This window comes from Acinetobacter colistiniresistens (genome assembly GCF_024582815.1).
Taxonomy (GTDB): Bacteria; Pseudomonadota; Gammaproteobacteria; order Pseudomonadales; family Moraxellaceae; genus Acinetobacter.
The window spans coordinates 3,233,133-3,259,024 of the sequence record NZ_CP102099.1 but is presented as its reverse complement, the minus strand read 5'-3'; the positions used below and the strand labels follow the sequence as shown (position 1 = coordinate 3,259,024).

The 25,892-nt window shown below is 37.2% G+C and carries 22 protein-coding genes and 1 pseudogene; 14 read left to right on the top strand and 9 right to left on the bottom strand.

Annotation, left to right across the window (positions count from 1 at the left end):
* The first annotated feature begins 57 nt into the window (after nt 1-57).
* The 3 genes from mnmG (at nt 58) to NQU59_RS15610 (ending at nt 2,898) form a co-directional block, all read left to right on the top strand.
* Nucleotides 58-1,938 carry a tRNA uridine-5-carboxymethylaminomethyl(34) synthesis enzyme MnmG gene (mnmG, locus tag NQU59_RS15620; RefSeq protein WP_005242420.1) on the top strand — a complete coding sequence of 627 codons (1,881 nt, stop codon included), beginning with the start codon at nt 58-60 and terminating at the stop codon, nt 1,936-1,938.
* A 111-nt stretch (nt 1,939-2,049) separates the two neighbouring features.
* Nucleotides 2,050-2,382, top strand: a complete 333-nt coding sequence (locus tag NQU59_RS15615; protein ID WP_005242417.1) for a DMT family transporter — start codon at nt 2,050-2,052, stop codon at nt 2,380-2,382.
* Between the two features lie 174 nt (nt 2,383-2,556).
* Nucleotides 2,557-2,898: a DUF5713 family protein gene (locus tag NQU59_RS15610; RefSeq protein ID WP_257064024.1), complete on the top strand. Its 342-nt coding sequence runs from the start codon at nt 2,557-2,559 to the stop codon at nt 2,896-2,898.
* Nucleotides 2,899-2,964: 66 nt separating this feature from the next.
* Here NQU59_RS15610 and NQU59_RS15605 read toward each other — a convergent pair whose 3' ends face one another.
* The 4 genes from NQU59_RS15605 to NQU59_RS15590 all read right to left on the bottom strand — a co-directional run bounded on the left by NQU59_RS15605 (nt 2,965) and on the right by NQU59_RS15590 (nt 7,310).
* Nucleotides 2,965-3,588: a sterol desaturase family protein gene (locus NQU59_RS15605; protein WP_257064023.1), complete on the bottom strand. Its 624-nt coding sequence runs from the start codon at nt 3,586-3,588 to the stop codon at nt 2,965-2,967.
* Nucleotides 3,589-3,684: 96 nt separating this feature from the next.
* Nucleotides 3,685-4,686, bottom strand: coding sequence for an AraC family transcriptional regulator (locus NQU59_RS15600; protein ID WP_005242410.1), 1,002 nt, complete (start codon nt 4,684-4,686; stop codon nt 3,685-3,687).
* A gap of 168 nt (nt 4,687-4,854) precedes the next feature.
* A complete protein-coding gene (locus NQU59_RS15595) occupies nt 4,855-5,082 on the bottom strand; it encodes a DUF6500 family protein (protein WP_005242407.1) in 228 nt (75 codons plus the stop codon).
* A 155-nt stretch (nt 5,083-5,237) separates the two neighbouring features.
* Nucleotides 5,238-7,310, bottom strand: a complete 2,073-nt coding sequence (locus NQU59_RS15590) for a TonB-dependent receptor plug domain-containing protein (RefSeq protein WP_257064022.1) — start codon at nt 7,308-7,310, stop codon at nt 5,238-5,240.
* Between the two features lie 281 nt (nt 7,311-7,591).
* On the opposite strand from NQU59_RS15590, the gene NQU59_RS15585 reads away from it, so the two are divergent.
* The 8 genes from NQU59_RS15585 to NQU59_RS15550 all read left to right on the top strand — a co-directional run bounded on the left by NQU59_RS15585 (nt 7,592) and on the right by NQU59_RS15550 (nt 14,972).
* Entirely contained in the window at nt 7,592-9,793 is a 2,202-nt protein-coding gene (locus NQU59_RS15585; RefSeq protein ID WP_257064021.1) for a TonB-dependent receptor, read from the top strand.
* 310 nt (nt 9,794-10,103) lie between these two features.
* Nucleotides 10,104-10,289, top strand: a complete 186-nt coding sequence (locus NQU59_RS15580; RefSeq protein WP_005242401.1) for a hypothetical protein — start codon at nt 10,104-10,106, stop codon at nt 10,287-10,289.
* Between the two features lie 326 nt (nt 10,290-10,615).
* Nucleotides 10,616-11,935 (top strand): NCS2 family permease, encoded by a 1,320-nt coding sequence (locus tag NQU59_RS15575; protein ID WP_005242399.1) that lies wholly within the window; start codon nt 10,616-10,618, stop codon nt 11,933-11,935.
* 113 nt (nt 11,936-12,048) lie between these two features.
* On the top strand, nt 12,049-13,047 hold the full coding sequence (locus tag NQU59_RS15570; RefSeq protein ID WP_257064020.1) for an adenosine deaminase: 999 nt from the start codon (nt 12,049-12,051) through the stop codon (nt 13,045-13,047).
* Nucleotides 13,048-13,351: 304 nt separating this feature from the next.
* Entirely contained in the window at nt 13,352-13,708 is a 357-nt protein-coding gene (locus NQU59_RS15565; protein ID WP_257064019.1) for a DUF3387 domain-containing protein, read from the top strand.
* Nucleotides 13,709-13,756: 48 nt separating this feature from the next.
* A complete protein-coding gene (locus NQU59_RS15560) occupies nt 13,757-14,083 on the top strand; it encodes a hypothetical protein (RefSeq protein ID WP_257064018.1) in 327 nt (108 codons plus the stop codon).
* Nucleotides 14,083-14,520 carry a hypothetical protein gene (locus NQU59_RS15555; protein ID WP_257064017.1) on the top strand — a complete coding sequence of 146 codons (438 nt, stop codon included), beginning with the start codon at nt 14,083-14,085 and terminating at the stop codon, nt 14,518-14,520. The genes NQU59_RS15560 and NQU59_RS15555 overlap by 1 nt, the downstream gene beginning before the upstream one ends.
* Nucleotides 14,521-14,792: 272 nt before the next feature.
* On the top strand, nt 14,793-14,972 hold the full coding sequence (locus NQU59_RS15550) for a hypothetical protein (protein WP_005204749.1): 180 nt from the start codon (nt 14,793-14,795) through the stop codon (nt 14,970-14,972).
* A 382-nt stretch (nt 14,973-15,354) separates the two neighbouring features.
* On the opposite strand, the gene NQU59_RS15545 is transcribed toward NQU59_RS15550, so the two are convergent.
* Complete coding sequence (locus NQU59_RS15545; protein ID WP_161419859.1) at nt 15,355-16,224, bottom strand: IS982 family transposase; 870 nt, start codon at nt 16,222-16,224, stop codon at nt 15,355-15,357.
* Nucleotides 16,225-16,343: 119 nt separating this feature from the next.
* Between NQU59_RS15545 and NQU59_RS15540 the strand changes: the two genes are divergently transcribed.
* The 3 genes and pseudogenes from NQU59_RS15540 (at nt 16,344) to NQU59_RS18810 (ending at nt 23,121) form a co-directional block, all read left to right on the top strand.
* Nucleotides 16,344-20,249, top strand: a complete 3,906-nt coding sequence (locus NQU59_RS15540) for a DEAD/DEAH box helicase (RefSeq protein ID WP_257064016.1) — start codon at nt 16,344-16,346, stop codon at nt 20,247-20,249.
* 25 nt (nt 20,250-20,274) lie between these two features.
* The gene (locus tag NQU59_RS15535; RefSeq protein WP_306436589.1) at nt 20,275-21,213 is read left to right on the top strand and encodes a type ISP restriction/modification enzyme; all 939 of its coding nucleotides are present in this window, start codon (nt 20,275-20,277) and stop codon (nt 21,211-21,213) included.
* A gap of 711 nt (nt 21,214-21,924) precedes the next feature.
* Nucleotides 21,925-23,121, top strand: a pseudogene (locus NQU59_RS18810) (reverse transcriptase domain-containing protein).
* Nucleotides 23,122-23,129: 8 nt separating this feature from the next.
* Here NQU59_RS18810 and NQU59_RS15525 read toward each other — a convergent pair.
* From NQU59_RS15525 to NQU59_RS15510, 4 genes are all read right to left on the bottom strand, one after another.
* The gene (locus NQU59_RS15525) at nt 23,130-23,681 is read right to left on the bottom strand and encodes a recombinase family protein (RefSeq protein WP_005204743.1); all 552 of its coding nucleotides are present in this window, start codon (nt 23,679-23,681) and stop codon (nt 23,130-23,132) included.
* Nucleotides 23,682-23,837: 156 nt separating this feature from the next.
* A complete protein-coding gene (locus NQU59_RS15520; RefSeq protein WP_257064015.1) occupies nt 23,838-24,650 on the bottom strand; it encodes a GIY-YIG nuclease family protein in 813 nt (270 codons plus the stop codon).
* A gap of 75 nt (nt 24,651-24,725) precedes the next feature.
* A complete protein-coding gene (locus NQU59_RS15515) occupies nt 24,726-25,445 on the bottom strand; it encodes a hypothetical protein (RefSeq protein ID WP_257064014.1) in 720 nt (239 codons plus the stop codon).
* Nucleotides 25,438-25,887, bottom strand: a complete 450-nt coding sequence (locus tag NQU59_RS15510) for a helix-turn-helix domain-containing protein (RefSeq protein ID WP_005204738.1) — start codon at nt 25,885-25,887, stop codon at nt 25,438-25,440. The genes NQU59_RS15515 and NQU59_RS15510 overlap by 8 nt, the downstream gene beginning before the upstream one ends.
* Nucleotides 25,888-25,892: the final 5 nt, after the last annotated feature.

Genomic DNA, 25,892 nt, shown 5'->3' with positions numbered 1-25,892 from the left:
ATTAATTGAAAACTCCTGTATAATGCTCTGTCATTTTTTGAATACACATTTACCACTATGCACTATCCTAAAGTTTACGACGTTATCGTAATTGGCGGCGGACACGCAGGTACGGAAGCAGCGCTTGCTGCGGCACGTATGGGAAGACAAACATTATTGTTAACGCATAATATTGAAACTTTGGGGCAGATGAGCTGTAACCCAGCGATTGGTGGTATTGGTAAATCACATCTTGTCCGTGAAATCGATGCACTTGGCGGTGCTATGGCACTTGCAGCGGATAAAGGCGGTATTCAATTCCGTATTCTAAATTCCCGTAAAGGGGCGGCTGTGCGTGCAACACGTGCCCAAGCCGACCGTGTTCGTTATAAAGCTGCGATTCGCGATACGCTAGAAAATCAGGCCAATCTGGACATCTTCCAACAAGCCGCCGATGACCTCATTGTTGAAGGCGATACCGTTAAGGGTGTTGTGACGCAAATGGGGATTCGTTTCGACACTAAAACAGTGGTGTTGACGACAGGTACGTTCTTGGGTGGAGTGATCCATGTTGGTTTACAAAACTCTAGTGGTGGCCGTGCAGGCGATCCACCATCGATTGCTTTGGCGCACCGTTTGCGCGAGCTTAAACTTCCTGTTGGGCGCTTAAAGACCGGGACACCACCACGTATTGATGCTCGTACTGTCGACTTTTCGGTGATGACCCCTCAACCGGGTGATTTCCCATCTCCTGTCATGTCATTTATGGGTGATGCGTCAATGCACCCTGAGCAAGTGAATTGCTATATCACGCATACCAGTGAAAAAACCCATGAAATTATTCGTGGCGGACTTGATCGTTCACCAATGTATACTGGTGTGATCGAAGGTGTAGGGCCACGCTATTGCCCATCGATTGAAGATAAGATTCATCGTTTTGCTGATAAAGATTCACATCAAGTGTTCTTGGAACCAGAAGGTTTGGATACGCATGAACTATATCCAAACGGGATTTCGACCTCTTTGCCATTTGACGTACAGTTCAATTTGGTTCGTTCGATCCGTGGTATGGAAAATGCACATATCTTGCGTCCAGGCTATGCAATTGAATATGACTATTTTAATCCACAGGCATTGAAATTCACACTTGAAACCAAGGCGATTCAAAATCTGTACTTTGCTGGTCAAATCAACGGGACTACCGGTTATGAGGAAGCAGGTGCACAAGGTTTGCTTGCGGGCTTAAACGCGGCACGCCGTGCGTGGGAACAAGAAGAATGGACACCAAAACGTGATCAAGCTTATATGGGTGTATTGGTTGATGACCTTATTACTTTAGGGACAAAAGAACCGTACCGTATGTTCACCTCACGTGCGGAATACCGTTTGATGTTGCGTGAAGACAATGCTGATCAGCGTTTAACGTCTATTGGTCGTGAACTGGGTCTGGTTGATGATGAGCGTTGGGCTGCTTATAGCGAAAAAATGGAAGCAGTTGAGCGTGAAACCTCTCGCTTACAACATCTATGGGCTGCACCAAACAATCCAATGGGGAAAAAGTTCATTGAAATGACAGGTGCTGATCTTAGTAAAGAATGTAGTGCGATCGATTTATTAAAACGCCCAAATATCAACTTTGCTCAAATTGCCGAATTAACGGGTTCAGACGTGTCTGAACATGTGGGTGAGCAAATTGAAATTGCAGTGAAATACCAAGGTTATATTAATCGTCAACATGAAGATGTTGCACAATTAAAGCGCCTTGAAGAAACCAAAATTCCAGCTGATTTTGAATATGAGGGTATTTCAGGTTTATCACGTGAAATTACCTTAAAATTGAAAACAGTTCGTCCAGAAACACTGGCGCAGGCAAGCCGTATTCCGGGTGTAACACCAGCAGCTGTACAGTTACTGATGATTACGATGCGTAAAAATAATATGGCAAAGAAGTCAGCTTAATTTTGTTTTAAACTTGTTGACATCAATATTAAAAAACACCCTTTATCATAAGGGTGTTTTTTTCTTGTATATATCATTGGGTCGGCTGTATTGATCGTAGGGGATAGGTAAATGAACAATTGGGTTATTTTATTCATTGCTATTACTGCGGAAGTGATTGCAACATCAGCCTTAAAAAGCAGTGAGGGTTTTACCAAACCACTTGCTTCAATTGTTGTCGTGGTGGGCTATATCATCGCATTTTATTGTTTGTCATTAACATTGAAAACCATTCCAGTGGGTGTTGCTTATGCGATCTGGTCTGGGGTGGGTATCGTTTTGATTACTACTGTTGCGTGGTTTGTATTTGATCAAAAACTAGATGTTTGGGGCATTATTGGTATTGTGTTGATTATGAGTGGCGTATTGATCTTAAATTTATTGTCTAAAACGAGTTCGCATTAGACCCTAATTTACATGGAATTTTAATTTTCTTTACTCAATTCCCCTCAGCCAGAATCTTAAATTTTTTGAACAGGATGAGGCTTGAGGCTATTCAATTAGCTTATTTAAAAATTGAGCTTTGATAAAAATATATGTTAATTTTATTAAACAATATTAAGAAAAGGATCAAAATAAATGCAGCTTGGTAATCAGAAAATGCCGAACTATTCTTTTTTAGTAGATATGTATGCCGATTCATATTTTCCTAATGATTTAGTCAAGAAAGGTGAGCGAATCCTAATTTCACTATGTCAGCAGATTGAGCTAACGCAACCTAAGACATTAGCTGAGCTATATAAGCTAACGCATGCGGCCACTGAGCAATTTAATGAATTACAAGAAGAGTTTTGGGAGCAGGAGAGTGAAATAGAAACGGCTGCCAGAGAGGCTATTGGTCATGACTTTGATGTTATTGCTGCTGCCTATGGTTTTGAGAATGCTGATAAAGAGGAAATTATTGCAACTCGAGATTGGTAAAGTTGAATAAAACAAGAGAAAAACCGAGTGATTGAGATACTCGGTTTTTTTTACTCCGCGAACTATCTACAAGCTAACTTCAATCCCATGTTTTAAATTTTGTTGATCAAATTGCGTATTGGCATCAATTTGAGCATACGCTTTAGGCAATAAGCGGCGAGCAGCACGGTTCACCCTTTGCTCTAACCACTTTGGCATGTTGATTGCCAATGGATTGGTTTCTGTCTCTGACGCATCCGTCATCACTCGCGTTCCCATAATATAATCAAACCATGGCTTAGTCACACACCAGTTGGCGTTTTGGTTGCTGGTCATGTGATGATCGTAGTGCCAAGGGATTCTTTTTTTCGCATACTCTGGATCTAGGTGTGATTTGGCATGCACCTTCCAATAATTCCAGATACCATAGTACAACCCTGCGGTAAAGAATGGTGCAACAGGCAGAAAAATCGTAGATGCAGCAGCCAAGCCGATAAGTGCTGATTTTTCATTATACATTTCCGAGTTTTTAAACATCGATTCGGCATAACCTTCATCATAAAAGCGATTTAAACGAGCACGTTTATGGTGAGCAATATGGGTAAAGAATGGACTATTTCTATTTTTGCTTGGAAATTCATGTAACCATACTTTGTGAAAATACCATTCCATACCATTAGCAATAAAAATACCGACTGGAAAACCGATCATGAGAGATTACCTTGTAATACATGGTTCGGATTTTAAGACGGTTTGAAGGAATTATTTTGACCCATCTGGCAGCTTTTATCAGCCTGTTAAATCAATTCAAACTTGTTTGCGTTGACGATACGCCGTAGGTGTTTCACCAGTCCAGCGTTTAAATGCTCTGGAAAATGCTGATGGTTCAGAAAAGCCAGTGAGATAAACAATCTGGTCGATGCTTTCTTCGGTTTGAGAAAGTAATCGTCGTGCCAGACGTTCCCGATAATGCGCGATGACTTTTTCATAGCTGGTATTTAACAGTTGTAAATCAGCCCTTAAACTACGCCCACTGCGTCCTAAATACTCAGCAATGATGTTCTGATCAAATTCACCAGATTCTAGTAAACCACTGGCCAAGATTTTTTCGATTTCGTTTATAAGCTGGTGTTTGTTTAGTAACTCAAGCTGTGCGGCAGCATGGTGTTCATGTACTTTTAACAGTTCAGGTTCATGTGCAGCAGAGGGGGTTGCTAATTGACTCTGATCAAAGCAAATGTAGCCATTACTTTGGCCGAGCCTGACTGGACATCCCCATACTTTTTGATATTCCTCTTGATGCGCACCATCAGGGTAAGGTAGACCAATTTCAGTGGGTGTAAAAGTTCCTTCGCTGATGTATTTAAAAAAATTGAGTAAAATCCCAATCGCACATTCCAAGTAATGCCGTACAGGGTGATTGAGACCTGAGATCGTCGCTGTTGTTTCGCTAATGAGGTCGAGTTGGAAGGACATCGCGTCGGTAAGTAAGGCTTGATAACGGATGGTACGTTTTAAACCTTCACCAAACGTGGGGCTGCTCAAAAAAAGATATTCAATCACTTGTCCGCGAAATGGTGGAATATTCGCACCAATATGTAAGCCAATATCAGAGTCTTGACTGATCTGTTGCGCTGCTTGCCAAAAACGCTGTTGGGTGGCGTTGTCCCGTCGAACAAATTTATCAGGGGGCTGATCAGGTAAATGAACACGAGCAAAAATAGCGGCGGCATCCAGATCCATTTTTTGCATGGTTTGATAGACCATCCATAAAAAGATACCTGCATCACTGGTTTTTCTTGAAGTCATAAAACAGGATAAAGATGTGTTTTGAAATAATATACGCTGTTCTTTTTAATATAGAAATAGAGCGAGTTTAAATTCGAGCAAGGAAGGTACTTATGTGAAGATAAATACTTTGTTAATTATGCTTACTCAGTCATTTCAACAGTGTTATCAAAGTGTCGTGTATGAGCCTTAGAGGCAATCGGATTTAGCTAAAACCAATGTTTTAATCTTGCTGGCTTTTTCAAAATGGTCCAGTCGATGTTCCATGATCCACCAGTGGGCAGCTTCCATCAGACGTTCAGGATCATCATTTTTATTGGCGAAAAATGCATAAAAAGAAAGCCCGACGTTTTCGCCTTTTTTTGCTATTTTTTCATCGCAGACTTCGATGATTTTGGCTTTTAATTCAGCTCTCATATTGCTCTAGATTCTGAAGGATAAATTTGGCAGAAGAGCGTAACATTTTTAATACAAGTGATTGTTATCATTTGGTTTAAGCGTTCCGCTGGAATTAAAAAAGCCAGTGTGGATCAGCTGGCTTTAAGTATTTGAATCATTTTAAGAGAGTTGGCTTAAAACTTTTTCTCTAAGGTCAACTGGAAGGACGGAATACTCTCATTGATTCGCGCTTGATAGAGGCTACCATCGACTTGGTTGGTTAAGCGCTCTTTATAGTGAGTACTTAATAGGTTATTGAGATTGAGGCTGGCTGCCCAGCCATGAGTAAAACGTTTGGTTGCACTGAGGTCTAAACTGAAACGCTGATTGGTGGTTCTATCATAGGGCTGACCATCCAAAGCTCGCGTAAATTCAGGGGTATAACTGACATTCATACTGGATGATAGTTGCCATGGCTTATAGCTATAGGATAAGCCTGCACTGGTATTATAAGGTGCTACATCGCTGACCAGACGCTCATTATGCTGCCCATCTTCAATTTTGGCGCGAATCGTCGATAGTTGTCCATTAAGCATAAATGAATGCCCAGTTTCGGTTTGTTTTAGCGCATAGCGTCCAGAGAGTTCAACCCCATAAGTCGTGGCCTGATCTTGGTTTTGTGGTCGTTCCACAAAACGTGTACCTTCCAGTGCGATGACTTTCTCGATGTAATCTTTAATTTCACGATGATACGCGGTTAGGCTGATACCACCACTGGCGGAGTCATAGGCAAGGGTTGATTCGGCTGCACGAATTTTTTCTGGTCTTAGATTTGGATTACCACCACGATCAGGATTATTCAGGCTACCTGCATCACTATCGGTTGAGACAGTAACATTCGGGACAAGCCGATCTGTATTGGGGCTTTTAAATGCTTGGCTTAAGTTGGTCTGAATTGACCATTGTTCAGTCAGGTCAAAACGGTATGCCAAAACAGGACTGAGATGCTGATCTTGATAATCGACCAAGCCAGAACGGTTGAGCCATTCTTGACGGGCCCCTAAAGTCAAGGTTTGACGCTCGGTGAAACGCCAACTGCCTTCAGCATAAACAGCATAACGTTGCTCATCTAGGCTTTTACTGACATTGCTGTCCAGTTCATTACTACGGGTATCAAAACCAAATTTGACTTGGCGATCTTTATCTAACTTTCGTACACCATCATAAGCAAACCCATACTGGTTCACGGTTTCATCTGTATAGATAGTGCTGGCTATAGAGCGAGTCCGTTGTGTCTCCGTTTGACGCTCGACAGAGAGTCGAATCTTATCACTCAGGTCTTTATCTTTACGTTCATAACGGGTGTTTAAACGAATACTATCATTCTTGTCATCCTGAGTTTGATTGGCCGAATAGCCATCCATTTTGATATTGCGATAGAACAATTCTGCAATCAGTTTTTGTTGGTCATCCAGATCATATTGCAAACGGGGAGAGAACATTTGCATGGTACGGTTAATGGTACGAAGTTGCTCACGCGTTCCTGCTGCCGTTTCTGTCTTGGTGACCGAGGTGTTATCCATCCACATTTGATTGGCTGAAACACTGTATGACCACTGGTTTTCACGCCCATCCGCTTGAATGTTAATTTGTTTGCGTTCAGCTTGTTGTTCACCGCTATCACGTAAACCATAGCCTATTTTTACTGTGCCGTTTAAACGGGTATCTAGCGGTTCTTTCAAAATAATATTGATCACGGCAGAGGAGGCGACCGAAGCCTGTGCGACACTCGGCTGTTTGATGACTTCGATTCGTTCGATCATTTCCGGAGTGATGGTATCAATGACAGACATACCACCACGTGGGCCACCTTGAACAGGTTCGCCGTTGACTAAAAAAGTGGGCGCGCCACCACCACGAAAGCGCATTCCCGAAGCGCCACTGCCACCGCGAGGACCTTGTCCAAAAGCGGGAATCTGAAAGCCAGCAGCGCGTCGTAATGCATCCATAACTGATTGATCCCCATATTGAAGCATTTCTTCACGGGTAATAACCGTTTTAGGTACGGCACTAATGTCATCATCTTTTACTTTTTTAGGCTCTGCTGAAGCTTTGAATGAAAGTGTTGGCAAAACTTGTGTATTTGATTCTGAGGGGGTGGAAGAGGGAGCCTCAGGCTGAGGCTCAGATGCAAAAATTGAAGCACTGATACTCAATAACGCTGTACTCAGCACACTGAGCTTTCCACAATAAACAGAATATTTCATTCTAAAACCCCAAAAAAAGATCAAATTATTTTGGCTGTAGCCTAATGTAAAATTGTGTAGAAAAATGGAATTTATAAGGACTAACTCAAAGATTTAAAAAATATTTTTAGAATTTTTCAGAAGACTAAAAAGCAAGCCTTTATTTTAAATGAAGAATAAATGGCCTGTTTAGTTAAAATTTAATGTAAAAAATGATGAAAATGAGAATGATTTTTATTAAAATTGTAATTGTTTTTTATTTTTAATCTTTTTTAATTTTTGTCTGAATTTTTGAGAATTTTATGCGTTATTTTTATCCAACTTTGATGGGCAAGCCTGCTTTTAAATTTAGCTTGCTTAGCTTGATGCTCCTCCAGGCCCAATATGCTGCTGCAAATGAGGCCACGTCATCAACTGCCGTGATGCCAACCATTAAAATTGAAGCAATGAGTGAGCTTGATCCGATCAAAAGCTATATCGATTATGATCAGGCAAGTGTCACCCGTAATGGCCTCAAGAAAAAAGACATTCCGCAAACCATCGATACGATCGATGTGCAAAAATATAAAATTTATGGGTCTAATGATCTGAGTGTCATGCTACAGGGGACGCCAGGGGTATCAACCAGTTATGACATGCGTGGTGATGGAATTAATCTAAGAGGCTTTAATGCGGATAGTGGCGATATTTATCGTGATGGTATCCGTGAAAGTGGTCAGGTTCGCCGTAGTACTGCAAATATTGAACGTATTGAAATATTAAAAGGCCCTGCATCTGTACTTTATGGCCGTAGTTCAGGTGGTGGAGTCATCAATATGGTTAGTAAGTTCGCCAATTTTGATTCAAAAAGCTCAGTGGGGATTTATGCTGGTTCATATGATAACTATGGAACAACAGTTGATTTAAACCAAGTGCTCACAGATAACGTTGCTGTTCGCTTAACTGGCGAATATGGAGAGTCGAATAGCTTCCGTTCGGGTATCGAAAATAAGATTGAGATGCTTTCACCAAGTTTTACCTATAAAAATGATGAAGGTCTAACTTGGACCATGCAGTATACCTACGACAAATTGCATCGCGTGCCAGATCGTGGCCCCTCTTATACGGCACTTCCAAAAGGAACTTCGATTAAAACAGGTTTTGCTCAAGACGGCGACTATGTGAATGATGTTTTACAAGTTGCACGTTCTGACCTGAATTACGAGTTTGCACCCAACTGGAATTTTCATTGGGCACTCAGTTATCGCCAAGCAGAGCAAAACTTTGACCACTTCTATGCGGGTGGTTTATGTAAGACAGACGGTACAGCAATAACAAATGCGGGTACATGCAAAGGCCATGTTGGTGATATTTCGCAAATTTATTATTGGCAGAAAACTGATAATAAAACCACCAGCAATACTTTTGATATTCGTGGCGAATTTGGTACAGGCCGTATTAAGCATAATCTATTGGTCGGTGCAGACTGGACTTATGAACAGCGGGAACCACTTTTAGCCAATAAGAAAGATGGTGCTGCTATTTATGGTTATGTTAATCCGCTAACAGGTGAAAGAAGTAGTTCAAGAGGTTCTGGCAACTTAATCTTAAATACACATAATTATAATCAAGGCGAAGGTTATGGCGTGTTTATTCAAGACCTTATCAGTTTTAATGATTATTTTAAAATGATGTTGGGCGGTCGTTATGACTACTATCAGTCTGAAACAACCAATCGTTTAAAATCAAGTGAAGCTCTGGATTATCATCGTAGTATTGAGGGTGAAAGTTTTAGCCCAAATATCGGTTTTATTTGGCAACCCGTAGAGAGTCAGAGTTTTTATGCATCTTATAGCAAGAGCTTTGCGCCATTTGGTGGGAGAGTAGGAGTAAATGTTGTCTCTGCAAATACAGATGTAGATACATTTGATGCGAAACCACAATACAATGAGCAATATGAGGTGGGTGTAAAAAGTGATTGGCTAAATGATCGTTTAAATACCCAGTTTTCTGTGTTTGACATTCGTAAGAACAATATCCGCTATCAACCAAATCCTGACAATATGCCAAATGAATGGGCTGTGGGTGGTCAGCATCAATCTAAGGGGATTGAATTTAGCTTTATTGGACGTGCTTTAGACAATCTTTTTGTGCGTGGTGGTTATAGCTATATGGATACCGAGGTTACTAAAGATCCTAAACAGCAAAATGTTGGGAAAGAATTAAATAACACACCTCGTCATACAGGGAATCTTTTTGTTCGTTATCTTCCAATCGATAAAGTTTATGGTGAGGTGGGAGCAACCTATGTTGGAGATGCCAAAATCTATCCAAATGGTAACTTGGATCGACAACCAACCGATTTTGCAGGTTTTACACGTTTAGATGCGGCAATTGGGTATAGCGCTAATCCTTGGAACATTACTTTAGCTGTGAATAATTTGACCAATAAAGAGTATTGGCGTTCAGAATCTATGCCAGGCACGCCACGTAACTTTTTAGTGCGTTTGAACTACCAGTTCTAAGCTAAATAGTTGTTGTGACGTTGAGCACTTTTCTAAGGGAAAGTGCTCTTTGTTTTTACATACTGAAAATAAACTATTTTTTCTACAAGAAAGATGTGATTTATATCTATCTTATTGAATTATATAAAATGTAATTGCTAAAAACTGGAATATTCTAATATTTGATTGAGCGAAAATTAAGCGGAAAAATTATTAAAATAGCTATATAATTGTGATGTAGTTATCATTTGTGATTTTAATATGCGTTTTTGTTCTCGTTTACCTTCTTTTTGTTAGCATTAAAGAAAACTTTATAATAGAGATAATAATAATGAAGATTAAAATTGCGATTGCTTTGGCCTTTTTTGTGTTCATTTTGGGTTATGTTGCTTATGTGGATGCCCAAGCGAAGAAACGTCAAGAGCTACTAAAAATTGTTCAAGATGCTGAAAACAGCTTGAACACAATACAACATAATCCGCATACGCATTTATCCTCATATCAGCGTAGTCATTAGTTTTGGTACGGTATATGAGACTATTCTTAACTCAATGAACCGAGATTGAGCATGAAATGCGCTTTTTTTGTATTGAGCTACTCAAGTTTTGAATAGAATCTGTTAAAATATTTGCCATTCAATAAAAAGCTGCATCTTGTTATGCGGCTTTTTACGTTTTGATATCGGAATCGGATTTATACATATTCTCTGCGTAGCAAGTGCAAAGCTGGCATATAGATTGCTTCTCGCCTTGCGTACCTTTTTGTGTACATTCAAAAAAGATTGCAAACACAAACGTATAGATTTCACATTCTACGATCTTAGATTTCAACAGGTGCTATGTTATGACAACGCCTAATGCTTCGGCTGGTTTGCTAGAACGCTTATTTAAATTGAGCGATAACAAAACCAACTTTAGAACAGAAGTTCTAGCAGGTGTAACTACATTTCTAACGATGTGTTACATCATCATTGTAAACCCACTCATTCTCTCTGAAACAGGCATGGATCATGGTGCTGTGTTTGTTGCGACCTGTTTGGCTGCAGCAATTGGGTGTTTGGTCATGGGGATTATTGCGAATTATCCAATCGCACTTGCACCTGGTATGGGCTTAAATGCCTATTTTACCTATTCTGTCTGTTTGGGCATGGGCGTGCCTTGGCAAACTGCATTAGCTGCTGTTTTTGTCTCAGGGATTATCTTCCTTGCGATCAGCTTCTTCAAAATTCGTGAAGCAATCGTCAATGCAATTCCAATGTCACTTAAATTTGCCATTGGTGGTGGTATTGGTTTGTTCTTGGCATTGGTTGCCTTGAAAAACTCGGGCATTATCGTGGCAAACCAAGCGACTTTGGTTGGCCTTGGCGATATTAAACAACCAACCGTATTGCTTGCTTTATTTGGTTTCCTGCTCATTGTTATGCTGCATCAGTTTAAAGTACGAGGTGCGATTATCATCAGTATCTTGGCTGTGACAGCAATTGCAACAATGATGGGATTAAATGACTTTAAAGGTGTGGTTGGGGAGATTCCTTCGATTGCACCAACATTCATGCAAATGGATTTTGAAGGTCTATTTACTGCCAGTATGGTCGGCGTGATTTTTGTATTCTTTATTGTCGATTTATTTGATAGTACGGGTACTTTGGTTGGGGTGTCGCACCGTGCAGGATTACTGCAAGATGGTAAGTTACCACGTTTGAAGAAAGCACTTTTTGCTGATTCAACCGCAATTGTTGCTGGCGCAGCATTAGGAACTTCATCAACAACGCCTTATATTGAGTCGGCTTCGGGCGTTGCCGCTGGTGGTCGTACAGGTTTAACGGCTGTGGTGGTTGCTTTCCTGTTTATTGGCTGTTTGTTCTTGGCACCTTTGGCGCAATCTGTACCTGGTTTTGCAACAGCACCTGCATTATTGTTCATTGGCGTGCTAATGATCCAAGGGATTACCAACATTGATTGGGATGATATCACTGAAGCAGTTCCAGCATTTTTAACCATCGTATTTATGCCATTTGCTTATTCAATTGCAGATGGTATTGCAATGGGCTTTATTAGCTATGCTCTAGTGAAATTGTTAACAGGCAAGGCCAAGACAGTACCGTATATGGTTTGGATCATTGCTGCGCTTTGGGTATTTAAATTTGCTGCATTTGGCGGTTAATCCAATCTTTATTATTCTTTAATAATTCTTTGCTTGAATTGCTGTTTAAGCAAAGAACCCGAAAAGGGTGTCCATATTGGTTACACCCTTTTTTCTTTAGACGTGGAGTTACTATGAATCAAATCGAGCTGATTCGTGCTTTACCCAAAGCCGAATTGCATGTGCATATTGAAGGGACATTTGAACCAGAACTGATGTTTGCTATTGCACAGCGTAATCAGATTCAGATTCCTTATCAATCTGTGGAAGAAGTGAAGCAAGCCTATAACTTCCATAATCTTCAATCATTTCTTGATATCTACTACGCTGGTGCAAACGTGCTGGTACATGAACAAGATTTTTATGATCTTGCTTGGGCATATTTCGAAAAATGTGCTGAAGATCGTGTGGTACATACCGAAATGTTCTTTGATCCGCAAACGCATACTGAGCGTGGGGTTGAGTTTGCAACCGTGTTGGCGGGGTTAAAACGTGCGTGTAAGGATGCTCAGGACAGATTAGGGATTAGTTCTCAGTTGATCATGTGTTTCTTGCGTCATTTAAGCGAAGAAAAGGCCTTTGAAACGCTTGAGCAAGCTTTGCCATTCAAAGATGACATTATTGCAATTGGTCTGGACTCAAGTGAAGTCGGGCATCCACCATCGAAATTTGAACGTGTTTTTGCCAAAGCGCGTGAGGCAGGATTCTTGATTGTGGCGCATGCCGGTGAAGAAGGCCCACCAGAATATATCTGGGAAGCGTTAGATTTGCTGAAAGTGAATCGTATTGACCATGGCGTACGTTCAGAAGAGGACGAGTGTTTGATGACACGTTTAATTGCTGAAAAAATGCCTTTGACCGTGTGTCCTTTAAGTAATTTAAAACTCTGTGTCGTAAATGATATGGCTGATCACAACATCCGTCGTTTATTGCAGAAGGGTGTGCATGTCACTGTGAACTCGGATGATCCTTCGTATTTCGGTGGTTATATGAATGATAACTTTGTTGCAATTCAGCAGGCTCTGGATTTGAGCAATGATGAATTAAAACAATTGGCAATTAATTCTTTTGAGGCTTCATTCATTTCTGATGAAGAAAAACAAAAGTGGATTGCAGAAGTGAAAAAGATCTAAATTAACAGGATAGGTGAACTATTACTTAAGGAAAGGTGAACTATTGCTTTTCTTCTTGAGAATAGTTCATTCATACCTAAAGATTTATTCATATTGAAGTACTCAGATCATTATTCGCTATTATAAGAGTAATCTGTAAATCCTTAACATAAGTTGGGATTAATAGTTTGTATCCAATCATATTGTTCTTTGCTATTGGAATGAGTGGATAAGTTCTACTGATGCCGAACTCGAATACCTATTAATTTTAGTGTAAATTTTTACTCTATTTTTAGACTAGATTTGATATGCTTGTATCAATTTAGTGAATCTTATCAAAGTTGATGAACAGAAAAATGATGGTCAAATCTTACCAGAACTTGATGAGCTAACAGCATTAGAATATTTGGTTGATGATAAGATTACTAAACGTGAATTGTTTCATGATGAATATACATTCTACCAATTGTTGAAAAGTAATCCTATGCTAGAACATGACATAGATGAACGTGTATTGATTTCTATGGCAGTAGAACTAACAGACAAGCTAAAAAAATCTATAATTCCTGATTGGCAAAATAATCAGACATATAAGGCAAGAATCATTTTAATGGTACAAATTATTTTAAAAACTATCATTACCCTGTCAGTGAAAATAATTTTATTATTGATCAAATTATAAACTTAGCGGATGTGTTTACCAATAGTTGGCAATCAAGGCTTTTTTAAAATGTCTTTATTGAATTATAAAATATTAGAAGTTTTTGAACCTAATCCATCAAGTACGACTGATTCCAGACAAGGTTCATTATCAGTATTGATCAAAAGTGATCATGAGATCGCTCAGGCACAAGTATATTCCGAAATTGTAGCAAATAGATTAGCAAATATTTTAGGGATACCTGTTGCTTTAGGCGTTCCTGCAAAACATAATTCAACCCAAGATACCATCAATTTTGTTGCTTTGATGGCTTATGAAGAGGATCGAAAGATTTATGATTTTACTTCACTAGATAATAGGAGTTATGAACAACCCAATAAATTAAAAAAGGTATAATGGCAGATATTGATCACCTTCCAGAATTACTTAAATTAATAAAATTTTATCCAAAGCAAATTTCTTACATAGCAGTTTTTGATTATTGGATTGGGAATCAGGATAGACCATTAAACTTTAAAGCTGAATTGCAGAAAGATGGACGAGGTTTGATTTTTGCTTTAGATCAAGGTTCATCGCTACTTGCTTGTAAAAGCACCATAGATGCATCATTTGAAGCATTAAAAAATACTGAATATCCTAGTATTCATCCCTTTCAAAAGTTACTTAGTCCTCTTTTTGTTGGAGAAATGATTGAACGTATTAATGGAATCCCAGATTGGGCATTAGAGTCAGCCACAATCTTTGATGAAAACATTGGAAATGTAACAATAGCTGATCAGTATGCATTGTTTGAAAGTTTAAGGTATCGAAGAAAATTTTTGCGAGAAAAATAAAAAATTTTATTTAAAAATATTTATTTACACCCTAAATATATAAATATTTTCAATGGTTATCCATTTTATAAGCCTATTGGAAGTGCTAACCACATTTATTTCCATGCAAAAATAGCTTGCAGCCCACTAACATGGACTGTCACACCGCCACTAGTGGCTTGACCACAGTGCTACATTTTGTTGACTCAGTTCGAGTGAAAATGTGATTTCAATAAAGAGATTATGTGTATTAGAATTTAATTCTATTGTTAAGAAACTCTGTGAGATGCAGCATGGTTAAACGTCTTAAAGACTTTATGACTGAAAATCGCAAGCCTCGTCCTCCTTCGATGAGTCAGGTTATGCCAATGCAATCTGGAGATGATGAAGCTTCAATGCGTGTAATGATGCATGCCGCTAATCGTGTAATAAGTAAGCATCTAGTTGAACTTAAAAAGCTTGCCTACAAATGACATCAACTTTTGTCGTTACTGCCCATGATGTAATCTTATACATGGCTCAGGCGGTAAAATGTACAGTCTAAAGCCTAGATAATATGTGTATTTAATAATTCTTCTTTTTCACATACTGTTCTTATTTTTATTAGTAAAGAAATTCAAAAACCTTATATTTCCTAATGCCTTTTTATAAATATGTTAAATTTCACATCAATATATTTTTAAATTTTAGTGTAAAAACACTTAAAATTTTTGGAGCTTATTCAGAATGTCAGCTTTAACTAATTTACTTCAATCTATCGAAAAAATTACACTTACAAATAGAGATAAAGGCACTTCATTTGAAAATTTGATGGTTCAATATTTTTTGAATGAGCCTAAATAACCCGGATCCTGCTTAAGCCGATGATTCCTTAATTTGAATTGTTGGCTTATTTTGATGGGTTAATTGATATGCGCATAGCGAGGCATAAATTCCTCCAAGAAATCCATGAATACTACGTGCTTTACTCGTCACTAAATTGTATTGCCCCTTCAATAAACTGAATAATGTTTCTATCTTATTGCGTTGTCTTAGGTGATATTCATCTGATGCACAGAGTTGAATAGCCTGCATATTCTTTCGATGATAAGTAATTAAATCAATACCTTGATCTTTCAATCTGATTTTTAATTCTTGGCTGATGTAACCTCGATCCCCGTAAAGTTTTGCTTCTATACCAGCAACCAATTGCTCAACCATTTTTATGTCAGCAACATGTCCATTCGATAAAGCAGAACAGGCAATTTCACCAAATTGATTCATCGCAATATGTAATTTACAGCCATAAAACCAGCCCATTGAGCTTCTACCACGTGATGCAATTTGGACTAATGATTTATGACGCTGAATCCGTTGATTTTTACAAACTGGCAGAGTTGTTGAATCAATCCATAAATATTGTGTAGTTTGGTCTTTCATCAGCGCCACATGTAAAGCGTGTAGGGCCAATTGGTGCATATTGATCAGATGAATCATCCTTTGATAGCAAGGCAAGTACTTAAATAAATGGCTTTTATCTTCTTTTAACCAGGTGAAAAAGGCTTTGAAATTATTGAAATGAGAGCATTTGTACCAAATGGCAATAAAGCAGATTTCTGAAATTTTGAGTTGAGCAGTTCTGATTCTTAAGGAACCACAGTTTTGTTTGAGAAACTCCCAATAAGTTGATTCAAATTTAAGAAAAAAATCATCAATTACGCAGAATAATTCGGTACTATTGAACATCAGGACTAGAGTTGTGAGTTTGGTGTGGTAACTCAACTGATGGCTCTAGTCCTCTTATTTTTCAAGTCAATTTCTTATCCGCGATTCGGGTTAAATATGCTGAACTTTACACAGAAGTTTTGTCTTATGCAGATTGGGTGGAAAAGTACGGTGAAAAATTAAATATTACGGATAAACGAGACTATGGTATTGACCTAGTTGCGGTAACGATGGATGGCGAATTTCATCCAATCCAGTGTAAAAATTACAACACTACAAAAATTCAGAAGAAAGATATTGATAGCTTTTTAGGTGGCTCTGGTAAATCCTATTTTTCATATCGTTATATCGTGGCTTCAACGGATGATTGGACTGATAACGCAAAATCATCTTTATTAGATGCACATCCCCCTGTTGCGACTATTTCCTTATTAGATTTGGAAGGCAGCTTAATTGACTGGACACAGTTTGATTTTGATCCAAATGTGAAGCCTATTTTTCGTGACAAAAAACAATTACGCAAACATCAACGTCCTGCACTTCAAGCTGTTAAACACGGCTTAGCGGCGGCTGATCGTGGCAAGCTCATTATGGCATGTGGTACGGGTAAGACTTTTACTTCTTTGCGTATTGCAGAAGAATTAGCGGGCCGTGGTAAAAATGTCTTATTCCTTGTGCCAAGCCTTGCGTTGTTGAGCCAAACACTTGATGAATGGACACAGGATACCATGATTGGTATTCGTAGCTTTGCAGTGTGTTCTGATAGTGATGTTGGTAAGAAAAAAGATGATGACAATATTGTAGTTGGGATTAGTGACTTAAAATTCCCTGCTACAACCAACCCCCAAAGTTTAGTTAAGGCATTTAAGGCAAGAGATTTATTTAAACCGAATGAAGCCAATGAGGACATGAATGTTGTGTTCTCAACCTATCATTCCATTGATGTCATTGCAGAAGCTCAAAAAGCAGGATTCCCTGAATTTGATTTAATTATTTGTGATGAAGCACACCGTACCACAGGTGCAACTTTTGAGGGAGATGATGAATCCAAGTTTGTGCGGATTCACGATAATAGCTATGTACAAGGTAAGAAGCGTCTATACATGACCGCTACACCTCGTATTTATGGAGATACCGCTAAAGAAACAGAGGGTGTGACCCTTTGCTCTATGGATGATAAATCACTGTATGGTGATGATTTATATGTCATCACATTCTCACAAGCAGTAAAAATGGACATTTTATGTGACTACAAGGTAATTGTACTTGCTGTTGAAGAAAGTCATATTAATCGTCAATTACAGAGCTTATTAAAAGCTGAAAATAACTCTCTAAAAGTTGATGATGCTGCAAAAATTGTTGGCTGTTGGAAAGCACTAGCTAAACAAGGTTTATATAATCCAGATGGTACAGTTGCAAAGCCAATGGAACGTGCAGTTGCTTTCTGTCAGGTCATTGAAAAAGAATACAAAGGTAAAAAACATAAGGTAAGTTCAAAACAAATTACTGAAATGTTTAGTGCTGTTGTTGAAGCCTACCAACAAGCAGAAATGGATCATTTGTACAGAACAGAAGAAGACCCATACATTGACCTATCATTGAAATTGAACTGCCAAGTAAAACATGTTGATGGTGGAATGAATGCAACAGAAAAGAAAGAAAAAATCACTTGGTTAAAAGAACAAGCACCTGAAAACACATGCCGTATTTTATCAAATGTACGCTGTTTATCAGAAGGTGTTGATGTTCCATCACTTGATGCAGTGCTTTTCCTTACACCTCGTAACTCTCAGGTAGATGTCGTTCAGTCTGTGGGTCGTGTCATGCGTAAAGCTCCAAACAAAGAGTTGGGCTATGTAATTTTACCTGTCGTTATCCCTGCGGGTGTAGAGCCTGAACAAGCATTAAATAATAACGAAGCCTATCGTGTAGTGTGGCAAGTATTAAATGCCCTACGAGCGCATGATGACCGCTTTGATGCCATGATTAACAAACTTGAGTTTAATGGCAAAGATGTATCTCGTATGGAAGTCATTGCGGTTGCTGATAAGGTTGTTAAAAAGGCTAAAAAAGCCAAACCCAAAGGTGATGAAGGTGAAACAAACACAACAGGTTTAAGTGAAGGTAAAAAACGAAGGGGTACAGCACAAGCCAGAGGCGGTTCGTCTATTGGAACAGCCGCAACTCCAATACCAGTTCAAGAGGAAATGGTATTTGAAGTCGGCGAGATTGAACGTGCTTTATATGCCAAGATCGTAAAAAAATGCGGTAATCGCCATCATTGGGAAGATTGGGCAAGTGATGTCGCAAAAATTGCCAAAACACATATTGACCGTATTCAAGCCATTCTTGAGAATCCTGCTAATACAAATGAAATTGCAGCATTTAATGAATTTGCTCATGAATTACGAGATGATTTGAATAACAGCGTATCTGATGCTGAAATCATTGAAATGTTGGCACAGCATTTAATTACTAAACCTGTATTTGATGCACTCTTTAAAGACCATAGCTTTGCTGAACACAACCCAATGAGCTTTGCAATGCAAAAGGTACTTGATGCCCTTAATGAGCATCACTTAGAGAAAGAAGCGGATACTCTTAATTCCTTCTATGAATCAGTCCGTATGCGAGCAGAAGGCATTAATACTGCCGAAGGTAAGCAAAGCATTATTTTAACGCTATACGATTCATTCTTTAAAAATGCTTTCCCACGCATGACTGAAAAACTAGGGATTGTTTATACCCCTGTTGAAGTCGTAGATTTTATTATTCATAGTGTGAATGACGTACTCAAAAGTGAGTTTGGTAAAACCTTTGCTGATGACAATGTACATGTACTTGATCCATTTACGGGTACAGGTACGTTTATCAACCGTTTGCTTCAATCAGGTTTAATCCCTGCTGATCGTTTAACGTATAAGTATAAGAATGAAATTCATGCCAATGAGATTGTTTTATTGGCGTATTACATTGCTTCAATCAACATTGAAACCGTATATCACGATCAGATGAAAACAGTTAATCCCGATCTTGAATATGCACCATTCGAAGGGATTTGCTTAACCGACACCTTTGAAATGTACGAAAAAGAGGATTTAGTCAGTAAGGTTTTGGTAGATAACAGTGCAAGACGTAAACGCCAAAAAGAATTGGATATTCGGGTGATAATTGGAAATCCACCATATTCAATTGGGCAATCCAGCGCAAATGATGATAATGCCAATGTAAAATATCCTTTCCTAGATAATCGTATCGAAGAAACTTACGCAAAATATTCAAAAGCAACTTTATCCAAAGGTTTATATGATTCGTATATTCGAGCATTCAGATGGGCAAGTGATCGTATTAAAGACCGTGGTGTAATCGGATTTGTAACCAATGGTGGATTTATTGAAAAATCAGCTATGGATGGTTTTAGAAAAAGTCTAATGAATGAGTTTTCTTCTCTACATATATTTAATTTGAAGGGTGATATTAGAAAAAATATGCTCAGTAAAGGGCTTGCTCAGGAAGGGCAAAATGTTTTTGGTAGTGGAAGTATGGCTGGTATAGCTATTTCAATTCTTGTAAAGAATCCAAATTCTAAGCTGCAAGGTCAAATCTATTATCACAGCATAGGTAATGATCTCACACGGAATGAAAAATTAGAAAAAATTTCCGACCTAGTTAGTATCAATGGTATCTCAACGATTGATGGTTGGGTGACCATTACACCTGATACACATAATGATTGGGTAAACCAACGTGATGATAGTTTTAATGAATTTATTGAAATTGGAAATAAGAAAGTTAAAACAGCAATTAGTTTGTTTAATAATTTTTCACTGGGTGTAGCAACCAATCGTGATGCTTGGGTTTATCAATATTCACAACAAAAATTAGAAGCTAATGTTCATAAATTAATTGAATTTTATAATGCTGAAAACAATCGTATCCAACCACTACTAAAAGCTAATCCTAATAAGGATGTAGGTGAGTTAATCAATATTGATTCAACAAAAATTAGTTGGACTAGAGCTTTAAAAATGACCTTAAAAAGATAAAAGATTATCTTTTGAAAGAAAGTCGATTTATAGTGCTACATATAGACCATTTATCAAATCATGGATGTATTTTAATCGTAGATTAAATGAAATGGTTTTACAGATGCCTCAAATTTTTCCAACAGCAGATGCGAATAATTTAATAATTCAACTTTCAGGAATTGGAGCTAGATCAGGATTTTCAACGATAATCAGCAATAATATCTTAAGCTTAGATACAATCGAAAAAGGTCAATGCTTCCCACTCTACCTTTATGAAGAAAACACCGTAAAAGCTAATGATTCTGACTTGTTTAGCCAAGCCGATGCTCAAAACTCAGATGGTCAATATAATCGTAAAGATGCAATTAGTGATGCAGGCTTAAAGCATTTCACAGATGCTTACCCGACTGAAACGATTAGCAAGGAAGATATTTTCTACTATGTGTATGGTTTATTGCACAGTGAAGATTATCGTAGTCGTTATGCTGACAATCTTACTAAAGAATTACCTCGTATCCCTTGTGTGAACAAAGCCGAAGATTTTTGGGCGTTTTCTAAAGCGGGGCGTGACTTAGCACATTGGCATTTAAACTACGAAACTGTTGAGCCGTACAAAGCCAAATTGGACTTGGGTAATAAATCATTGAAGCATTTAGAAGATAAAGACTTCTATGTGACTAAAATGAAATTCCCGAAAAAAGACCAAAAAGATACAGTGGTTTATAACAATGCGATCACTATTCGTGGAATCCCTGTAGAGGCGTATGACTATGTGGTTAATGGTAAGTCAGCACTCGAATGGGTTATGGAGCGTCAAGGTGTTTCTACACACAAAGACAGTGGTATTGTAAACGATGCAAATGATTGGGCAATTGAAACTATGGGTGATGCTAGATACCCATTGGATTTGTTCTTGCGTGTGATTACAGTCAGCTTGGAAACAATGAAAATTGTGAGAAGTTTACCGAAGTTGGATATTTAGAAATATAAAGCCATTTAGATTTATCTAAATGGCTTTTTTACTATTTATTACAGTTGATTGTTTATTGTATGTTGCTGATATACAAATACTCTTATATATTTCAAATATCTAAATGGTCGGTTAAAACCCTACTATTGCTCACACTGTTGTAAACCATTGGTTCGCTCGACAACACAGAAATGTGCATCAGAACAGAACCATGAGGATGGACTGGCTAGTCTTATCACCGATGAGAAGAGCTATTACCATTTGAATGGATGTAACAGTCCCCTTGCTATCATTACTTGGGGGGTACTTGGCTTTTTCAAGATGGTGGGCGTGGGGCTACGGGCGGTTTGGAGAACCGATATTCTCTATATTGTCAAGTGGTTGTTTCAGTTGGTTTTGATATTTTTGTCAAAAAATTATCAGGAAAATCAGGTGGTTATGTTGGTAATTGTGGAGTTTTTCGTGTTGATTCTTGATGTTGTTTTATGTTATACTGATAGTAGCATTTCAAGAAAAAAGATGGCAATAAATTGCTCACACTGTTGTAAACCATTGGTTCGCTCGACAACACAGAAATGTGCATCAGAACAGAACCATGAGGATGGACTGGCTAGTCTTATCACCGATGAGAAGAGCTATTACCATTTGAATGGATGTGTCCCTTTTTAACCGTTGCGAGATAGCTTTACAAGGACGCAATGGAGAAGAAAGAGTTATACAATCATGTTTTTTAAAGACTTTATTAAAGAAAATTTTGATGAAAAATTTAAAATTTTCAAACAAAAAAATATTAAAAATTATGATAAAAATATCATACCAACTATGTTTCAATTAAAGAATTTGAGAATAATTTAAATGTTCAATTAGAGTCTTTAATAAAATTAATTGAAACTCAAAGCTACAGATTTCAAAAACTGTATCCTGTAATTATAGAGAATAAAAAGAATCCTAGTAAAAGCCACGTTTAATTTGCATACCAACCGTTAGAGATCGTCTAGTGCAGATGATTTTAATTGATTACATTGCCCAGAACTTAAAACATGAGTTAGCTGTACTTAAATCTAACGATTTTTCTGTTTCAGGTGTAGGTATATTTCGAGCAAGACAAAAGGCAAAAGATTTAAGAAATACAAAGCCCTTTGTTTTAAAAACAGATATTGCATCGTTTTTTGATAATTTAGTTCGGGCAACTTTGCTAAAGGAAATACGAGAAAATATACCAACTGACATACTCTATTTGTTTGAATCCATAATTTGCTGCGATCCAAGTATTCCTCATGAATATGCAAAGACGCATAAAAAGCTAATTGAGTCTAAGATTGGGAAAGGTGTCAGACAAGGGATGCCTCTATCACCTTTACTGGCATCATTTTACTTAAATGATTTTGATAATTGGCTTATTAAGCAAAAATATAAACATGTCCGTTATGCGGATGATCTGATATTTTTTCTTGATTCCGAACAGCAGTGTAAAGAGGTATTTGAATTAGTTTTCCAAGAATTGAGTAACTTAGGTTTAACACTTCCTGAAATTGATGAAAAGTCAAAAACACAGATTATTTCTGAAAATGAAACAGTAAATTTTTAGGATTAGACTTACGATATGAGAATTCAAAATATGATTGGTATATTCCACCTCATGTTATTGAAAATGTTAGAGATAATCTAAGTCATCTAACGAATATCAATAGTAATATTAAAATGAAGCTAAACTTTAGTAAAACTATAACTAGGATGGAGCAGATAGTTTCAGGCTATCAGCATTGTTATAGTGATGCTGATTCCAAAAATTTAAAAGATTTTAATAATAGACTGCAAAAAGAAAAGGAAGATGCAATTAGTTTACTATTCCAAGGGTTAGGAATAGATATTAAGAAAATACATCCCCAATATATGAAATTCTTGTTAGATAGCAACTAAGAACAATTCTAAGATTTATTCAGTGAGTTATTCAGCGTGACTCGGCTTACTCCAAAATGTTTTGCTACCTCTGTTTTAGTAATTTGAGGATCTCGTAACATAGCTTGGGCCTTTTTAATATCTTTTTCAGACATGGATGGTTTGCGCCCACCTTTACGTCCTCTTGCTCTCGCTGCATCTAAACCTGCTATGGTACGTTCACGAATTAAACTATGCTCAAACTCAGCTAATGCTCCAAAAATATGGAACACTAGCCTGCCAGTAGCAGAGGTGGTATCAATAGCCTCTGTAAGCGATTTAAAGCCTATCTCACGCTGATTTAAGTCAGTAATAATCTCGACTAAATCTTTTAATGAACGGGCAAGGCGATCAAGTTTCCAAACAATCAGAACATCACCTTTTCTTAGGGCTTTCAAGCAACTTATCAGTTCAGGACGATCCTTAGTTTTTCCTGTTATCTTTTCCTGAAAAATTTGTTCACAGTCTGCCTTTTGGAGTGCATCTAATTGTGAATCTAGATTTTGGTCATGTGTACTGACCCGAGCATATCCAATAATCATAATAAAACGTACCTAAACTTTACATAGATTTATTATCTCAATTTCTTTACATTTCATGAAAGGAAAAATGTAATTTTTAGGATGGTTTTATGAGTGTAAAGAAAATGGTCATTTAATTTACATCTACGAAATTTGATGAATTTTTATTCCATTCTTTTACAAGTAGTAGTTTTCCAATTTTAGGCATTTTTTAACTCGTTGCTCCATGCTTAAAGCATCACTTTTTGATGAAAACGCCTTATAGGCCAATAAAGCTTTTGGTTTATTCAATTTGGTCATTAATGCACCTTTACCCTCATAGTGAAGAAATATTCTATTATTTATATCAGGTGTTACACCTGTATAAATTTTATTATTCTCACATTCTAATAAATATACATACCATATAACCTTTCCAGAAGTAATATCTATGTTTTTCTTATCGACTTCTTTAATTAAAGGCTTAGATTCATTGAATTCACCCTGAATCACTTTATTTCGATCTTTAATAATATGAGGTTGTATTGTCGAATGAAGGTCAACAGAGAATATATTTTCATACTTAGTGATAGAGGGCATAGAAACGCCAATAGATTGATGTAAAGTCACTCGATCAAGAAAGCCACTTTTCATTAAATTTATAATAGCAGTAGTTCGTAGTTCTCTGGCTTTCCCTTTTAATAGAACCTTACTTGCTCTACTAGCATCAGTAAATAGAGAATGAAAAGGTTTCAAAAAAATTAATTTTTCTTGATCATAGCTTCTCCAATCTGGAAAAGTTTGATCAAATATCTCATAAAAAAGGTCGCCTATATTCTTAGGTAGTTTTAACCATACTTGATAAGGCTTAAAAATATATTTATTTTCTTTATTTAAAACAATTTGTGACATATTTAAGTTGTAAGAAAATTCCACGGTAAGCCCTAACTTGCAGACTAACCATGCAATCAAATATTCAGCATGACTATGTTTTGCATATATTTCTTCCAAAAACTATCAATAGTTGACTCTGTATAAGTTTTTACTTTTACAGATGATTTTAAGGCAGAGCCAGATCTTTTTTATCTAACCTAGTTTTTTAAATGGTTTTCGATCATTATTGGCATAATTAATAAATCTTTTTAATTCTATATGAAGATTTTTTCTTGTACTTTCTAGATAACTCACAATATGTTTATCTTTTACTTGATACCAGTCTGTCATTCCAATTGAACTAAGATAACGAATTAATGATATAGATTTTGTTAGATTTCTCCTCATATATTGCGGAGTTCTATAATGATTTTTACTCATCAAAACATTATATCTTCGTATAAAAAAATGCTTATAACTTTCTAGTAATAAAATAAAGTCATCTGGTAAATCTTCAGGAATTTTTAAATCAATTAAATCTTGCTTAATAACCAAATTATACTTGTTAAATATTTCAGCCATAAGAAGTTTAATTTCACCATTTGCATATTGCATTAAAAAATGGCGTTCATTATCAGAAAGATCAATTACAAATTTTTCTAAGGAAGCTTCACCTTTCTCGGATTTTTCAACCAATGATTTAAGGAGTTCTCCAAGTTTAATAAATTTTGGAGGATGTAATCTAGAATTTTTTTTCAGCAGATCAGAGCATGACTTTTTTAGTCCATGACTATCGGCCCAACATATCTCATCGCTTTTAATTTTTCTCTTCGAAATTTTAGCTTTAGAACAATGTGTCCCTATCAAACCACTTTTTGCTTTACAAAGGATTTGATTGCACAGAACACATGATCCCATTGCTTTGTCAACCATTGTCAATCTTACCTTTATGTAGATGGCTTACATTTGGGCCAAGAACATCTTCTAAAACGGTAGTATCAACTTTATGCTTTCTTTTTTGTTGTGGTGATACCACTATTTTATTCTCATGCCCAACCTCTTTGCTAGGTAGTTTTTTCACTTGACCATAACGAAACGGTAATACTCTATTTTGTAGGTCACTTATATCTTCTTCACTAGCATCTGAAATCTCTATCTCAAATAGATCATTAGGTAGACACTGTAATTCATTACAGATGGCTGCAATAATTTCAAGTGTCAAAGGGGGGTTAGGATTTCTAAACTTTCGACTCAGAGCTGAACGAGTAATTTCCCAATTTTGGTTATTAGTCATACGTTCTGCCATTTCTTCAAATGTAGAAACACCATTATCTTTCATCAAGACTTCTAAACGGTTTCTCAACTTAACTTTCATACAAT

Excerpts from the sequence above, each read along its gene's own strand:
- NQU59_RS15550 (WP_005204749.1), top strand. The coding sequence starts at position 14,793 with ATGGTTAAACGTCTTAAAGACTTTATGACTGAAAATCGCAAGCCTCGT.
- NQU59_RS15610 (WP_257064024.1), top strand. The coding sequence starts at position 2,557 with ATGCAGCTTGGTAATCAGAAAATGCCGAACTATTCTTTTTTAGTAGAT.
- NQU59_RS15525 (WP_005204743.1), bottom strand. The coding sequence starts at position 23,681 with ATGATTATTGGATATGCTCGGGTCAGTACACATGACCAAAATCTAGAT.
- mnmG (WP_005242420.1), top strand. The coding sequence starts at position 58 with ATGCACTATCCTAAAGTTTACGACGTTATCGTAATTGGCGGCGGACAC.
- NQU59_RS15590 (WP_257064022.1), bottom strand. The coding sequence starts at position 7,310 with ATGAAATATTCTGTTTATTGTGGAAAGCTCAGTGTGCTGAGTACAGCG.
- NQU59_RS15555 (WP_257064017.1), top strand. The coding sequence starts at position 14,083 with ATGGCAGATATTGATCACCTTCCAGAATTACTTAAATTAATAAAATTT.
- NQU59_RS15580 (WP_005242401.1), top strand. The coding sequence starts at position 10,104 with ATGAAGATTAAAATTGCGATTGCTTTGGCCTTTTTTGTGTTCATTTTG.
- NQU59_RS15575 (WP_005242399.1), top strand. The coding sequence starts at position 10,616 with ATGACAACGCCTAATGCTTCGGCTGGTTTGCTAGAACGCTTATTTAAA.
- NQU59_RS15570 (WP_257064020.1), top strand. The coding sequence starts at position 12,049 with ATGAATCAAATCGAGCTGATTCGTGCTTTACCCAAAGCCGAATTGCAT.
- NQU59_RS15560 (WP_257064018.1), top strand. The coding sequence starts at position 13,757 with ATGTCTTTATTGAATTATAAAATATTAGAAGTTTTTGAACCTAATCCA.
- NQU59_RS15615 (WP_005242417.1), top strand. The coding sequence starts at position 2,050 with ATGAACAATTGGGTTATTTTATTCATTGCTATTACTGCGGAAGTGATT.
- NQU59_RS15510 (WP_005204738.1), bottom strand. The coding sequence starts at position 25,887 with ATGAAAGTTAAGTTGAGAAACCGTTTAGAAGTCTTGATGAAAGATAAT.
- NQU59_RS15515 (WP_257064014.1), bottom strand. The coding sequence starts at position 25,445 with ATGGTTGACAAAGCAATGGGATCATGTGTTCTGTGCAATCAAATCCTT.
- NQU59_RS15545 (WP_161419859.1), bottom strand. The coding sequence starts at position 16,224 with ATGTTCAATAGTACCGAATTATTCTGCGTAATTGATGATTTTTTTCTT.
- NQU59_RS15585 (WP_257064021.1), top strand. The coding sequence starts at position 7,592 with ATGCGTTATTTTTATCCAACTTTGATGGGCAAGCCTGCTTTTAAATTT.
- NQU59_RS15595 (WP_005242407.1), bottom strand. The coding sequence starts at position 5,082 with ATGAGAGCTGAATTAAAAGCCAAAATCATCGAAGTCTGCGATGAAAAA.
- NQU59_RS15600 (WP_005242410.1), bottom strand. The coding sequence starts at position 4,686 with ATGACTTCAAGAAAAACCAGTGATGCAGGTATCTTTTTATGGATGGTC.
- NQU59_RS15605 (WP_257064023.1), bottom strand. The coding sequence starts at position 3,588 with ATGATCGGTTTTCCAGTCGGTATTTTTATTGCTAATGGTATGGAATGG.